Source organism: Curtobacterium sp. BRD11, assembly GCF_031844345.1.
Classification (GTDB): Bacteria; Actinomycetota; Actinomycetes; order Actinomycetales; family Microbacteriaceae; genus Curtobacterium.
The window spans coordinates 140,566-154,736 of sequence record NZ_JAUZUZ010000005.1 but is presented as its reverse complement, the minus strand read 5'-3'; the positions used below and the strand labels follow the sequence as shown (position 1 = coordinate 154,736).

The window sequence follows — 14,171 nt, the reverse complement described above, 5'->3', positions numbered from 1 at the left end:
TGGGGGCTCACACCGCCGCTTCGGACGGGCACGGCCGGATGGCGCGCCGACACGCGCAGCACGCCGCCCCCTGGGCTCCGAGCCCACGACCGTGTACGGTGGAGCTTGTCTTGACCGATGCAAGAGAAAGAAGTTGATGGACGCCGACGCCGACCTGCTCCGGGCTGCCGGCCTGCGGGTGACGACGCCCCGGCTGGCCGTCCTGCGTGCCTCGGGATCGATGCCGCACGCGACCGCGGACGACATCCTCACCGCGGTCTCGGTCGAGCTGCCGACGACGAGCCACCAGGCCGTCTACGGGGTGCTGGGCGCCCTGACCGGCGCAGGACTCGTCCGGCGCATCGAGCCCGCGGGCAGTCCGGCGCGGTACGAGCGGCGCACCGGGGACAACCACCACCACATCGTCTGCACGATGTGCGGCGCGGTCGAGGACGTCGACTGCGCGGTCGGCCACGCCCCCTGCCTCACGCCGTCGGAGACGCACGGCTTCGCCGTCACGACGGCCGAGGTCACGTACTGGGGCATCTGCGAACGCTGCGCAGCGGCGGAACGCGACGACGCCCAGGTCGTCACGGCCTGACACGGGTGGGACGTCCGGAGTCGGACGAGACCGCCCGGCGCGACACCGACGTGACGCGCCCCACGAGCAACCCGAACCATCCTGACCGAACCAACCGTTCCACCTGAGGAGGAACCGTGTCCGACCAGAACACGACCGGCCCCGCCGGCACCCCCACCACCACGACCAACAGCGGCGCCCCGGTCTCGAGCGACCAGCACTCCATGGGTGTCGGCGCCGACGGCCCCCTCGCCCTCCACGACCACTACCTGGTCGAGAAGCTCGCCCAGTTCAACCGCGAGCGCGTCCCGGAGCGCGTCGTCCACGCGAAGGGCGGCGGTGCGTTCGGTACCTTCACCGTCACGCACGACGTGTCGCAGTACACCCGTGCCGCGTTCCTGCAGCCGGGCAAGCAGACCGAGATGCTCGCCCGCTTCTCGTCCGTCGCCGGTGAGCAGGGCTCCCCGGACACCTGGCGCGACCCCCGCGGCTTCGCGCTGAAGTTCTACACCGAAGAGGGCAACTACGACCTCGTCGGCAACAACACCCCGGTGTTCTTCATCCGCGACGGCATCAAGTTCCCCGACTTCATCCGCTCGCAGAAGCGCCTGCCGGGCAGCCACCTCCGCAACCACGACATGCAGTGGGACTTCTGGACCCTCTCCCCGGAGTCGGCCCACCAGGTCACGTGGCTCATGGGTGACCGCGGCCTGCCGTCGTCGTGGCGCCACATGGACGGCTTCAGCTCGCACACCTACCAGTGGATCAACGCCGAGGGCGAGCGCTTCTGGGTGAAGTACCACTTCGAGACGCAGCAGGGCCACAAGACCCTGACGCAGGAGGACGCCGACCGCATCGCCGGTGAGGACGCCGACTTCCACATCCGCGACCTGTACGAGGCGATCGAGCGCCAGGACTTCCCGAAGTGGGTCCTCAAGGTGCAGGTCATGCCGTACGCGGACGCCGAGGGCTACCGCTTCAACCCGTTCGACCTGACGAAGGTGTGGCCGCACGCGGACTACCCGCTCATCGAGGTCGGCACGATGGAGCTGAACCGCAACCCGGAGAACTACTTCGCGCAGATCGAGCAGGCCGCGTTCGCGCCGTCGAACTTCGTCCCCGGCATCGCGGCGAGCCCCGACAAGATGCTCCTCGCGCGCATCTTCAGCTACGCGGACGCCCAGCGCTACCGCGTCGGCACGAACCACGCGCAGCTGCCGGTGAACGCCCCGAAGAACGAGGTCCACTCGTACTCGAAGGACGGCGCCATGCGCTTCGACTTCCAGAAGGCGGAGGTGCCGGTGTACGCGCCGAACACCCAGGGTGGCGCGCACGCCGACCCGACCGCGACGGACGACGTCCCGGGCTGGGAGTCCGACGGTGCGCTGCAGCGCTCCGCTGCGACGCTGCACCCGGAGGACGACGACTTCGGTCAGGCGGGCACGCTCTACCGCGAGGTCCTCGACGACGCCGCGCGTGAGCGCCTGGTCGGCAACATCGCCGGCCACGTCTCGAAGGTGACGCGCGACGACCTGCGCGAGCGCGTGTTCGCCTACTGGACCAGCGTCGACGCCGACCTGGGTGCGCGCGTGCGCGCCGCGGTCGCGCCGAGCGCGCCCGGTTCGAACGAGGACCCGGAGAAGGTCGCGGTCGAGGCGTAGTCAGCCACACGACGGACGGGAGGCCCGGTACCAGCTGGTACCGGGCCTCCCGTCCGTCGTGTTGTCGCTCCTGGACCTGCTGTCCGTTGCGCATGATCTCGCCCGGCTGGTGGCGGGGCCCGGTCCTCGTTCCTAGACCTGCTGTCCGTTGAGCATGATCTCGCCCGTCGGCCAGTCCTCCAGCTGCGCCTCGACCGGCAGGACCATCCAGCCGCCCTGCTCGGTCTCGTTCACACCGACCCCGTCGGCCGTGAAGGCCGAGAACGTGCCGACGGCGCCGTCGACCTCGTGCCAGCCCATGTGCGCGTAGAAGGGGATGCGGTCCTCGCCGGCGCCGAGGAAGCCGTAGGGCACGCGGAGTCCCTCGAGGACGGCGCGGGTGCGGACGAGGAGTTCGCGGCCGACCCCGCTGCCCTGCAGCCTCGGCGAGACGGCGACGATGCCGGTGTCGCCGACCAGGACGTCCTGCCCACCGACCGTGACGAACATCCGACGGATCCCGACGTGCGCGAGCACCAAGCCGTCCTCGCCCCAGCCGACCACGCGGCGCTCGGGCTGCATGCCGGCGTAGTCGCGGCCGCCCACGTACCAGTGCGACCAGCTCGGGAACGCCTGCCCGAGCATCGCTGCGATCGCCTCGTGGTCGGGGAGCGACAGTGCGCTCTCCTCGACCACCTCCCACCGGATGTCTTCGCTCACGCGTCCATCCTGCCGGGTCCACCTGCGCATCGGTGCGGCCCGAGGCTCGGCCAGGCGGACATGTTCGCGTGTGCTCGACCACGAACGTGTCCGCGGAGCCGAGGCTCGGCGCAGACCGCCCGCGCGCGAGCCGCTCAGCCGCGACCGGGCGCGGTCACCTCGATGCGGTTCGCCCACGGGTCCTCGAACGCCACGGTCCGACCGTCGTCCGCGGTCTGCACCCCGGTGTCGTGCATGCGGGACACGAGTGCGCCGAGGTCGTCCGCACCCGGCACCTCGATCCGCACGAGCCCGAGCCCGAGTGCCTGCTGCCGGCGCCCGGCCCCGCGGGAGTTCCACGTGTTCATCGCCATGTGGTGGTGGTACCCGCCCGCGCTGACGAACAGCGCCTGGTCGCCCATCGCCGCGGTCGTCGCGAAGCCGAGCCGGTCGACGTAGAACGCCTTCGCGGTGGCGACGTCGCCCACGGACAGGTGCACGTGGCCGACCCGGCCGGGGCGCGTGCTGGCCGTCTCGAGTGCCGAGGAGGTCAGGTGTTCCTGCACGAAGGCGTTCGGGTCGACCCAGGTGGTCGCCATGTCGATCATCCCGTGCGTCCACGACCACTCGGTGCGGTCGCGGTCCCAGTACAGCTCGACGCCGTTGCCCTCGGGGTCCTGGAAGTAGAACGCGTTGCTGACCAGGTGGTCGGCGCTGCCCGTGAAGGTCTGCGGGTACTTCGTCGCGACGGAGTACAGCGCTGCCGCCAGGTCGGCCTGCGTGTCGAACAGGATCGCGGTGTGGAAGAGCCCGGCCTCGTGCGGAGCGGCGTGCCGCATCGCGGGGGCGTGCTCGAGGATGACGATCGGCGTCGACCCACGACCGAGCACGGCGGTCCCGCCCGCGTTCGTCAGCACCGTCAGGCCGACGCCGTCGCGGTAGTAGGCGACCATCGTGTCGAGGTCGGCCACGCGGAGCGTGACGGCGCCCATCCCGGTGTCGGCTGCGAGCAGGTCCTGCGTGTGCATGCCCCCAGTGTGCGCCGGTTTGGTTGACGCGTCAACCAACTCGCGACCACGGGCTACTTCGCGCTGAACCCGCCGTCGGTCTTCAGCAGCTGGCCGTTCACCCACCCGCCGTCCGGCCCGAGCAGGAACCCGACGAGCGCCGCGGTGTCGGTCGGCATCGACGGGCGCCCGAGCGGGGTCTGCGCGACGGCGGCCCGGCGGATCTCGTCGGTCATCCATCCGGTGTCGTTCGGGCCCGGGTTCACCAGGTTCGCACTCACCCGCACGTCACCGAGCTCGAGGGCAGCTCCGACGATCAACCGGTCGAGTGCGCCCTTGCTCGTGCCGTACGGCAGGTTGAACCCGACGTGGTCGCTCGTCAGCGCGACGATGCGACGGCGGTCCTCCGGTACGGCTGCACCCTCGCGGAGCCGCCGCGCGTACGCCTGCACGACGAGGAACGGCGCGCGCACGTTCACCGCCAGGTGTCGGTCGAACGACTCCACCGTCGTGGTCGCGAAGTCCGAGTCGACCGACTCGCAGTGCGACATCACCACGGCGGTCACCGGCACGCCGGCCTCTGCCTCGGCGCGGCCGACGAGCGCGGCCGCCTGCTCGGGGTCGGCCAGGTCGACCGGGAGGCGCGTCACCCGTGCCCCCGCACGCTCGGCCTCCGCGACCACCGCGTCCACCCCGTCGGGGTCGGCCGCGCCGTGCACGCGCGCGTCGTACGGCCCCCACCACGAGAGGGCGAGGTCCCAACCGTCGGCGGCGAGCCGCGTCGCGATCGCGGCACCGATCCCGGCGCGGCGGCCGACGCCCGTCACCAGGGCGAGCGGTCTGCTGGTGAGCGGTCCGTGAGTCATGGGTCGTGCCTCCCGTCCGGGCGACGCGTCGGTGCGTCGCCCGACCAGGATGGCATCGCACACGGGATCCCGTCGGCGCGGCGCGGCGCGGCGCGGGCCAGGATGGGAGCATGCCGCCCTCCCGCCGACCCGACCTGGCGACCTTCCCGGTCGACCGTCTGCGCGACCGCATGTCGTCGTACATCTACGGCAACATCACCGTGCTCGCGGTCGCGATCGCGGTGGGGCCGGAGCAGATCGAGCACGGGGCAGCGGTGCTCACGGTGCTCGCGACGGCGGTGCTGACGTACCTGGCGCACGTGCTGTCCCACCTCGTGGCGCACACCATCGGCGACACCGGTGACGACGCCGAGCACCGGGAGACGATCGGGGCGATCCTGCGCGACGCGAACCCGATCGCGACCTCCGGCCTCATCCCCGCGGTGCTCTACGCCGTCGCGTGGGCGGACTGGCTGCCGGCGCAGTGGGCGCAGACCGCGGCGATCGTCATCCTCGTCGTCCGCATCGGGATGGTCGGGGTGTTCCTGCAGCGGTTCAGCGGACGGCGTCCGACGTTCCTCGGGCTCTGGGGTGGCATCGTGCTCGCCGCGGTGGCCTTCGTGATCGGCCTGGTGAAGGTGGTGGTGACGCATTGAGCGAGCAGACCGACGAGTCCCGTGCCGGACGACCGGTACGGTCCGGGTGGCGCTTCGTCCGCGACCTGGCGGTCATCGTGGTCGTCGCGCTGCTGGCGTCCTTCCTGGTGAAGGCCTACCTGGTGCGGGCGTTCTCGATCCCGTCGGGCTCGATGGAGCGCACGCTGCTGATCGGGGACAACGTGCTGGTGAACGAGCTCGTGCCGGGCGTCGCGCCGCTCCGCCGGGGCGACGTCGTGGTCTTCCGCGACCCGGGCGACTGGCTGACCAGCGAGCAGGGCGACGACCTCATCAAGCGGGTGATCGGGCTGCCGGGCGACCGGGTGTCGTGCTGCGATGCCCAGGGACGGCTGTCCGTGAACGGCCACGCGGTCGACGAGCCGTACGTGGTCCGGCCGTCCGACGTGGACCGTGTCTCGGCGGAGGACTTCGACGTCACCGTGCCCGCGGGGCGGATCTGGGTGATGGGCGACAACCGGTACGAGTCGGCCGACTCGCGCATCCACGGGACGGTGCCGACGGCCGACGTCGTGGGCCGGGCGTTCGTCGTGACCTGGCCGGTCACGCGGTGGAGCGTGCTCGGCCGGTACGGCGAGGAGTGGGACGCGGTGCCCGACCCGCGGTGAGGGGCCCCGCGCAGCGCGGTGGACGGCCCTGCAGCCGGGCCGTCCGGTCGCGGTGGCCGGTCAGCAGCCAGTCGTGCTGAGCGTGACCCGCGTGACGTCGTCGCCCGACACCGTCGTCCGGACGGAGCACAGGTCGCCGGCCCGCACCGTGACGTCGCCGAGCGGGACCCCGGCGAAGTCCGCGGTGCCTCCGGGGAACACCCGCTGGTGCTCGGACAGCTTGCCGGTCGCGGCGAAGACCTTCACCTCGTAGGGGCGATCCGCAGCGTTCGACGACACGGTCACCGAGATCTGCCCGGTCGAGTCGTGGGCGCCGCACCCCGTCAGCGAGAGCGCGGCGGCAGCGCCGAGGGCGAGCACGAGCGGAGCACGACGGATCACCGTGCCGAGGGTACGCGCGTCCGACGGAGGCGCGTGTCCGGCGGATCCGGTCGCGCGCTCCCGGGTCCACCGTTCTGGGGAGGGGCGCTCCCACGACGGACCAGTAGCGTGGAGGGCATGCACCAGGGGACCTCACCGACCTCCGCCGGATCATCGCCCGACGCCGTCCGCCGCGCGGCCCTCGTCGCCGCGCTCGACGTCGTCGACGGCGGGCCCGAGGAACGCTTCGAGCGCATCACGCGGATCGCCCGCGAGGCGTTCGGTGTCTCGGGCTCCTTCCTCAACCTCGCCGGCACCGAGGTCCTCACCATCAAGTCGCAGCAGAGCGACGCCGTGTTCGGGCCGACCATCCCGCTCCGGGACACGTTCTGCGGCCGCACGCTCGACCAGGCCGGTCCGATCGTCGTACCGGATGCCCGCGCCGACGACCGGTACGCCGACATGCCGATGGTCGTCGAGGACCCCAACGTGCGCTTCTACGCCGGTGTGCCGCTCCGCGTCGGCGACGACCACGTCAAGGTCGGCACGCTCTGCCTGGTCGACCCGCAGCCCCGGACGCTGGAGCCCGACGACCTGGCGCTGCTCGAGGAGCTCGGCGTGTGGGCGGAGCGCGAGCTCGCGGCCGGCGCGGACGAGGACCGCCTCCGGAACGTCCTCGCCGGGCTGCAGCCCACGCCGGTCACGGTGCCGGGGTACCGGATCGGCGGCATGTCGGTCCCGCACGGGGTGGTCTCCGGCGACCTGCACGAGTGGCACCTCGCCGGTGACGCCCTGCACCTGACGGTCGCGGACGTGATGGGCAAGGGCATGTCCGCCGGGCTGCTGGCGGCGACGATCCGCGGAGCGCTCCTCGCGCGGCCGGACGAGGAGCCCGGGCGGGCGATCGCCGCCCTGGACGAGCAGGTCGCGCCGGACCTCGGCCGTGCCGAGTCGTTCGCCACCATGTTCCACGGCCGGCTCGATCCGACCAGCGGACGGATGGACTTCGTCGACGCCGGGCACGGCCTCGTCCTGCAGATGCGTGCGGACGGCCGTGAACGGACGCTCCTGTCGAACGACCTGCCGATCGGCCTGCACCCGGCCGGGCTCACCCGGTCGTCGGGGTCGCTCGTGCTCGAGCAGGGTGACGTCCTCGTGCTCGTCAGCGACGGTGCGCTCGAACTCTGGGACTCGACGCTGCAGTCGCTGTCCCGGCTCGGGGCCCTGTGGCGCGAGGAGCCCGAGATCGACGCGTTCCTGGGTCGGGTCCGCGCCCGCGCGCTCGAGCACGACCCAGGTGACGACCTGACGGTCGTCGTGCTCGTCCGCGACTGAGCCACGGCGACCGGCGACCGGCGGTCGTCGGTCGTCGGTCGTCATGTGGTCGGACGGGAGGCGCGCGGCGGCCCCGCCACGCGCCTCCCGGCCGGCACCCGGTCACGTCGCGCTCCGCTGCGGACGACACACCCTGCTGTGGCGGGGCGCGACGTCCGTGCGAGGGCGCGACGTCCGTGCCGGGGCGCGATCCGTGATCGGCGGACGCGTGGCGGGACGCACCCGGCCGGGCCGCGACGCCGGCCCGGCGGTCAGGCGCCGAGGCGCTCGATGAGCTCCGCGTAGCGGGCGGCCGTGCGGTCCACGATCTCCGCCGGCAGCACCGGCGGGGTGCCCTGACGGTCCCAGTTCGCGCTGAGCCAGTCGCGCACGATCTGCTTGTCGAACGAGTCCGTGCGGCTGCCGGAGCGGGCGTCCCAGTAGCGGCTGGAGTCGCTGGTCAGGACCTCGTCCGCGATCCGGATCGTGCCGTCGGTGTCGCGGCCGAACTCGAACTTCGTGTCGGCGATCACGACGTCGTGCTCGAGGGCGATCGCCGCCGCCTCACCGTAGACGCGCAGCGACAGGTCGCGGAGGGCCTCGGCGTCCTCGCGCCCGACGAGCTCGACGGTCTGCTCGAAGGAGATGTTCTCGTCGTGCTCGCCCTGCGGCGCCTTGTAGGCCGGGGTGTAGATCGGCTCGGGCAGGCGGTCGCCCTCGGACAGCCCCGCGGGCAGGGGGACACCGCACACGCTCTGCGTCTCGCGGTACTCCGCCCAACCGCTGCCGACCAGGTACCCCCGGACGACGCACTCGACCGGGAACATGGCGAGCGGCAGCACGTGCATGGACCTGGCGGCCACGGACTCCGGCACCGGGGTCCCGCCGGCACCGGGGTCGACCAGGTGGTTCGGGACGTCCGCGATGCGGTCGAACCAGAAGCGCGACAGCCGCGTCAGGAGCTCGCCCTTGCCGGGGATCGGGGGTTCGAGTGCGAAGTCGTAGGCGCTGACCCGGTCCGAGGCGACGAGCAGCAGCTCCGACGCGCTCGCGACGTCGTCGACGCCCGCGGGCACGTAGAGCTCGCGGACCTTGCCCGACGAGACGTGCCGCCAGCCGGGCAGCTCGGACACGGCCGTCACCGTGCGACCTTCGCGGCGATGTCGGTGCGGTACTGCGCCCCCTGGAGCGCGATGTCGCCGAGTCCGGCGTAGGCGCGCTCCCGGGCCTGTGCGAAGTCGGTGCCCGTCGCGACGACGCTCAGCACCCGGCCGCCGGTGGCGACGAGGTCGTCGTCGAGCACGGCGGTCGCGGCGTGCGCCACGGACACGCCCTCGCGCGCCTCGGCAGCGTCGATGCCGGTGATGACCCGACCGGTGTGCGGGTTCTCCGGGTAGCCCTCGCTCGCGAGCACCACCGTGACCGCGACGTCGGTGCTGAACGCCGGTTGCGGAGCCGACGCGAGCTGTCCGGTCGCGGCCGCCGTCAGCAGGGCGCTGAGCGGCGTGGTCAGGCGGGGGAGCACGACCTGGGTCTCCGGGTCGCCGAAGCGGGCGTTGAACTCGATGACGCGGACGCCCTGTTCGGTCACGATGAGCCCGCAGTAGAGCAGGCCGATGAACGGCGTCCCCTCGTGCTCGAGTCGACGGACGGTGGGGAGCGCCACGAGCTCGGTGACCTCGGCGACGAACGCCTGCTCGGACTCCCACCGCTCGGCGAGCCACGGGAGCGGGGAGTAGGCGCCCATGCCGCCGGTGTTCGGACCGGTGTCCCCGTCGCCCAGGCGCTTGTGGTCCTGTGCGGGGCTGAGCGCCCGGACGTCGTGCCCGTCGCTCAGGAAGAACAGCGAGACCTCTTCGCCGTCGAGGAACTCCTCGACCACGACACGGCCGTGCTGCAGCCAGTACGTGGCGTGGTCGACGGCCGCCTGCCGGTCCTCGGTCACCAGGACGCCCTTGCCCGCGGCGAGCCCGTCGGCCTTGACCACGTACGGTGCCCCGAGCTCGTCGATCGCGGCCACTGCCTCGTCCACCGTGCCGGCGTACACGGGGCGTCCGGTCGGGACCCCGGCCTCGGACATGATGCGCTTCGCGAAGGCCTTCGAGCCCTCGAGCTGGGCGGCGGCACGGCTCGGGCCGAACACCGGGATGCCCCGGGTCCGGAGCGGGTCGGCGACCCCGGCGATCAACGGCGCCTCGGGCCCGACGACCACGAGCTCCACACCGTTCTCGATCGCGTACTCGGCGATCAGCTCGCCGTTCGTGGGGTCGAGCGACACGGTCTCGACGTCGGCGGCGATGCCGGCGTTGCCGGGGGCCACCGTGATGACGTGTCCGGCCCGCTCTGCGAGGAGGGCCGTGATGATCGCGTGCTCGCGGGCACCGGAACCGAGGACGAGGATTCGCACGCGGCAAGCCTACCGAGCGCGACACGCCGTCCGCGATGCGACGGCTAGCCTGTGGACATGCCGCCGAAGAGGATCGAGGACGCCGCAGGACGCTCCGCGCTCGCCGCCGTGCGCGCGGGTTCGACCGTCCGGTCGGACGTCGCGACCGCGGTGCGGTGGACCCTGCAGCGCCTGGCCGACGACGTCCCCGGCAACAGCGTCGAGGTCCGCGTCCCGCCGTTCGCCGCGGTGCAGGCGGTCCCCGGTCCGCGGCACACGCGGGGGACCCCGCCGAACGTGGTGGAGACCGACGCCACGACCTGGCTGGCCCTGGCGCTGGGCGAGCTTCGCTGGGACGAGGCCCTGGCGGCGTCGCGGGTCAGTGCGTCCGGGTCCCGGGCCGACCTGACGGCGTTCCTGCCGGTCCGCACCGCGGTCTGACGCCGGTCGCGCCGCTGCGGTCGCGCGGCCGGGTGACCCGGCAGCCGGGGCGCTCGGCCGGGTCGTACAGCCTGGCTCACCGACTTAGGTAGGTCCTACCGATGTGACCGACAGGACCACCCGCGTAACGTCGAAGTCGCCGGGATTCGGACCCGACCCGAACGGGTCCGAACCCGGCGACAGGGTTCAAGGTACGCGACATGCTGCCTTCGTTGTCAACCGGTACGGCGAGTCGTGCTGCAAGCCGCAACGATCGCGGTCCCATCGGGGACCTTTCCTGACCCTGCGTCAGCTTCCGAGGCGGTTCAGGACGCCGCCGGACGACCATCAGGACGCCGACGCGTGGTCAGCGGGCGCCGAGCAGCTCCACCAGCTCCGACCGCGCGTGCACGTCCCACTTCGCGAAGATCCGCGACATGTGCGCGTCGATCGTCCGCACGCTGAGGCTCAGCGTCTCCGCGATCCGCCGGTTGCTCAGGCCCTGCGCCGCGAGTTCCGCGACCTCGTACTCCCGGTTCGTCAGCGGTGGGCGGACCCGACCGGCCGACACGGCCATCCCGTGCGCGGCGAGGACCCCCTGCGCCGCCACGACCCGCGTCCGGTCGCCGGCGAGCTCGGCGTCCGCGTACTCGACGACCGCGCGGGCGAGGGGACCGTCGACGCGCGCTGCGGCTTCGCGCATGCGGGCGAGCGACGCGGTGGTGTCCCGCCCGGACGTCATGTCGTGCGTGTAGTGCTGCGTCACCGCGTACATCACGTGCAGCCACGACCCGTCACGGGTGCTGCGCTCGATGATCTCGTCCGCGTGTCGGAGTCCGGCCGGGTTGCCGAGCACCGTCTCGGTCCAGGCGATCGACACCGCCACCTGCTCGCCGGTGATCCGCATCGCGCGGCCCGGTGTGGTGCGGGCGCGCTCGAGTGCCGCCGCTGCGCGCTCGGTGTCGCCGGCGTACGCGTACGCCATGGCCAGTCGTGCCCAGGGGTAGGCCGCGAACCCGCCGTGGTCGGCCACGTCGTAGCGCTCGCACGCCGCCGAGAACGCGGCGATCGCGTCGTCCCACCGTCGCTGGCCGATCGCGTGGTTGCCCAGGCCGATGAGCTCGAGCGTGAAGTCGTACTTCAGGAACGGGCTCCCGCGTCGGACCGGGATCTCGGTGACCAGGTCGGCCATGTCCCCGCGCCAGACCTGCACCTGGTGCAGCACCGAGACGTTCTCGCCGACGCCCCACGGGGCAGCCTCGACGTGCTCGACGGCGGTGGCGATCGCCCGACGCGCGAACGCGGCGGCCTCCTCGAGCCGGCCCTCGGTCGCGAGTGCCATGGTGACGCACGGCGCGAGGCACAGGAGCGACACGGGCACGGTCGGCTGCTGGAGGATGCGCGACCGCTCGATCTCCGCCCGGACCTCGGCGAACCGACCGCCCCAACCCAGGTGGGCCAGTCGGAGCAGCCGGACGTGCTCGGCCGTCTCCGGACCGACGAGGGGTGCGAGGGCCTCGGAGAGCGCCACGGCGGCGTCGACGTCGTCGTCGTGGAACTGCCGGATGTTCGCCAGGGTCTCGCACGCCTCGACCACGACGGCGTCGTCGATCTCGCCGGCGCGCTTCCTGGCGAGGTCCCACGCGGCCTCCGCGTCGGCGCGACCGGCCTCACGACCCGTGCTGTACGAGTGCGCGATGGACCGCAGGCAGAGGGCGGTGACCCGCTCGGTGGCCGTGAGCGCGGTGCGCAGTGCGGCCGAGGCCAGGGCGACGGCGCTCTCGTGCTCCTGCAGCCGGACGGCGACCTGGGTGGCGTCGATGAGCTGGCCGACCGACGGCAGCACTCCGCACTCGAGCGACCAGAGCGCGGCGCGGAGCCGGGCGGCGGGCGGCGCTCCCTCCGGCCGGGCGGTCCGGAAGGCGTTGGCGCGCGCGAACAGTGCCGTGCGCCGCGCGACCGGCACGAGGCCACGGACGACCTCGCCCACGAGCGGGTGGGACGACCGGACGATGCTCGTGCCGTCCTCGGCGGAGTCGACGGCGACCAGGCCCAGCGCGACGACCCGGTCGACATCGCCGCCGGACACCATCCCGAGCAGTCGGACGAGCGGGATCGGGTCGGCGAGCGCGACGATGTCGACGACGTCACGGAGGTCCTCGGGCAGCGCGCCGAGCTCGGTGCGGTACATGTCCGCCAGGCTGTTCGACGCGGTGACCCGGCCGCGCCAGTACCAGCCCGTCGCGGTCTGGTCGAGCGCCCCGGACGTCAGTGCCGCGCGGACGACCTCGCGCAGGTACAGCGGGTTGCCGGCGGTCGCCCGGTGCACGCGCTCGGTCGAGGCGGTCTCGAGCTGCGCGCCGAGTGCCTGTGCGACGACCTCGCCGGTCTCGTGCAGGTCGAGCGGGGCGAGGTCGATGCGCTCGAGCAGGTCGTCCTGCCACAGTGCGCGGAGCGGCTCCGACAGTGCGGTGAAGTCGCGGCACGTCAGCACGAGCCGCGCACCCTGGTCGCGGACGAGCCAGGCGACGTACCGAGCCGAGATGGCGTCGAGGTGGTCGGCGTCGTCGACGCGCAGCACGACGTCGCGGTCGGCCAGGTCGTCGGTCTCGCGCAGTCGGCGTGCGGCCGAGGCGTCGTCGACCAGGTCCGCCAGGGCCGCCGGCAGCTCACCGAAGCGGTCCGCCACGGCGCCGAACGGCATCGAGCGACCGGCTTCGACCGCGGTGATCGGCACGACGACCGTGCGACCGGTGGGGTCACGGCGGGCGACGCGGTCGGTGACGCGGGCGGCGGTGGAGGTCTTGCCGAGCCCCGGTGCGCCGACGATCGCGACGCTCCAGCGGTGCTCGGCGACGACGGAGACCGCGCGGTCCTCCTCGCGACGCTGCACGATCGGCCACGGGACGCGTCCGGGCGTGCGGGGGCGGCGACGCCCACGGACGGACTGTTCGCGCACCCCGTCACCTCCCGTTCCTGGTCGTCCGCCTGCTCCCCCCGGCTCACGGATCCCGTTCCCGGGCTCCGACATCGTCCTCGACCGGGTGGTCGGTGTCCGACGGACTGCGTTCCGTGGATACCGACCGGTAGGGACATCATGCCCCGGATCGGTCGACGCGCAACAGGCCGACGGACGTCCCACAGTGGGGGACAATGGTCGGGTGAGCGACACCGACCGACCCGAAGACCGCCCGGCAGCGCCGGCCGCGACGCCGGCTCCGAGCGCCGTCAGCTCGGCGGACGAGGTCACCATCCGCCGCGCACCGAAGTTCGGCGTGTTCATCGTCGGCGGCGCGGTGCTCGGCTTCCTCGCGACCCTGCTGGTCGTGACGCTCACCATGGACATCGACCGCGGCGACCAGCAGGACGCCGACTTCGGCACGCTGGTCGGCTACTTCTCGCTCTGGGGTGTCACGATCGGCGCCTTCGTCGGGGCCGTCGTGGCGATCGTCCTCGACCGCGTGTTCGCCCGCCGCGCCGCCCGCCTGACGGCGGAGCGCGTCGAGGTCGAGCCGGCCGAGGAGACCGTCGACGGCGAGGTCGAGGAGCACGGTGACGCGGGCGGACCCGCGGAACGTACCGACCACTGACGGTCTGCACCGCACGACGGACGGGAGGCTCCCCACCAGCTGGTGGGGAGCCTCCCGTCCGTTCCGTGG

14 protein-coding genes are annotated in these 14,171 nt (G+C 72.8%); 7 read left to right on the top strand and 7 right to left on the bottom strand.

Features of this window, described 5'->3' with window-relative positions; all coding sequences use genetic code 11:
• Positions 1–136: 136 nt before the first annotated feature.
• Together Q9R28_RS12695 and Q9R28_RS12690 are read left to right on the top strand one after the other, a co-directional pair.
• Positions 137–580, top strand: a complete 444-nt coding sequence (locus Q9R28_RS12695) for a Fur family transcriptional regulator (RefSeq protein WP_066652134.1) — start codon at positions 137–139, stop codon at positions 578–580.
• A 116-nt stretch (positions 581–696) separates the two neighbouring features.
• Positions 697–2,220 (top strand): catalase, encoded by a 1,524-nt coding sequence (locus tag Q9R28_RS12690; RefSeq protein ID WP_311206256.1) that lies wholly within the window; start codon positions 697–699, stop codon positions 2,218–2,220.
• 132 nt (positions 2,221–2,352) lie between these two features.
• On the opposite strand, the gene Q9R28_RS12685 is transcribed toward Q9R28_RS12690, so the two are convergent.
• From Q9R28_RS12685 to Q9R28_RS12675, 3 genes are all read right to left on the bottom strand, one after another.
• A complete protein-coding gene (locus Q9R28_RS12685) occupies positions 2,353–2,919 on the bottom strand; it encodes a GNAT family N-acetyltransferase (protein WP_311206255.1) in 567 nt (188 codons plus the stop codon).
• Positions 2,920–3,053: 134 nt separating this feature from the next.
• Positions 3,054–3,926 carry a VOC family protein gene (locus Q9R28_RS12680; protein ID WP_311206254.1) on the bottom strand — a complete coding sequence of 291 codons (873 nt, stop codon included), beginning with the start codon at positions 3,924–3,926 and terminating at the stop codon, positions 3,054–3,056.
• A 53-nt stretch (positions 3,927–3,979) separates the two neighbouring features.
• Positions 3,980–4,771: an SDR family oxidoreductase gene (locus tag Q9R28_RS12675; protein WP_066652145.1), complete on the bottom strand. Its 792-nt coding sequence runs from the start codon at positions 4,769–4,771 to the stop codon at positions 3,980–3,982.
• 110 nt (positions 4,772–4,881) lie between these two features.
• Between Q9R28_RS12675 and Q9R28_RS12670 the strand changes: the two genes are divergently transcribed.
• Positions 4,882–5,406 carry a hypothetical protein gene (locus Q9R28_RS12670; protein WP_209684029.1) on the top strand — a complete coding sequence of 175 codons (525 nt, stop codon included), beginning with the start codon at positions 4,882–4,884 and terminating at the stop codon, positions 5,404–5,406.
• Entirely contained in the window at positions 5,403–6,032 is a 630-nt protein-coding gene (gene lepB / locus Q9R28_RS12665) for a signal peptidase I (protein ID WP_066652147.1), read from the top strand. Before Q9R28_RS12670 ends, lepB begins: the two co-directional genes overlap by 4 nt.
• A 60-nt stretch (positions 6,033–6,092) precedes the next feature.
• On the opposite strand, the gene Q9R28_RS12660 is transcribed toward lepB, so the two are convergent.
• Complete coding sequence (locus Q9R28_RS12660; RefSeq protein WP_144411227.1) at positions 6,093–6,413, bottom strand: hypothetical protein; 321 nt, start codon at positions 6,411–6,413, stop codon at positions 6,093–6,095.
• 117 nt (positions 6,414–6,530) lie between these two features.
• Here Q9R28_RS12660 and Q9R28_RS12655 point away from each other — a divergent pair, with 117 nt between their 5' ends.
• Entirely contained in the window at positions 6,531–7,727 is a 1,197-nt protein-coding gene (locus Q9R28_RS12655; protein WP_144411228.1) for a PP2C family protein-serine/threonine phosphatase, read from the top strand.
• Between the two features lie 251 nt (positions 7,728–7,978).
• Here Q9R28_RS12655 and Q9R28_RS12650 read toward each other — a convergent pair whose 3' ends face one another.
• Both Q9R28_RS12650 and purD read right to left on the bottom strand, forming a co-directional pair.
• Positions 7,979–8,839 carry a phosphoribosylaminoimidazolesuccinocarboxamide synthase gene (locus Q9R28_RS12650; protein WP_066657742.1) on the bottom strand — a complete coding sequence of 287 codons (861 nt, stop codon included), beginning with the start codon at positions 8,837–8,839 and terminating at the stop codon, positions 7,979–7,981.
• A 5-nt stretch (positions 8,840–8,844) separates the two neighbouring features.
• Positions 8,845–10,113, bottom strand: coding sequence for a phosphoribosylamine--glycine ligase (purD, locus tag Q9R28_RS12645; protein ID WP_209684027.1), 1,269 nt, complete (start codon positions 10,111–10,113; stop codon positions 8,845–8,847).
• Between the two features lie 57 nt (positions 10,114–10,170).
• Here purD and Q9R28_RS12640 point away from each other — a divergent pair, with 57 nt between their 5' ends.
• Positions 10,171–10,533, top strand: a complete 363-nt coding sequence (locus Q9R28_RS12640) for a sterol carrier family protein (RefSeq protein ID WP_066657743.1) — start codon at positions 10,171–10,173, stop codon at positions 10,531–10,533.
• Between the two features lie 346 nt (positions 10,534–10,879).
• Here Q9R28_RS12640 and Q9R28_RS12635 read toward each other — a convergent pair whose 3' ends face one another.
• Entirely contained in the window at positions 10,880–13,471 is a 2,592-nt protein-coding gene (locus tag Q9R28_RS12635) for a LuxR C-terminal-related transcriptional regulator (RefSeq protein ID WP_311206253.1), read from the bottom strand.
• A gap of 202 nt (positions 13,472–13,673) precedes the next feature.
• Between Q9R28_RS12635 and Q9R28_RS12630 the strand changes: the two genes are divergently transcribed.
• On the top strand, positions 13,674–14,102 hold the full coding sequence (locus Q9R28_RS12630; protein ID WP_251160996.1) for a hypothetical protein: 429 nt from the start codon (positions 13,674–13,676) through the stop codon (positions 14,100–14,102).
• Positions 14,103–14,171 lie beyond the last annotated feature (69 nt).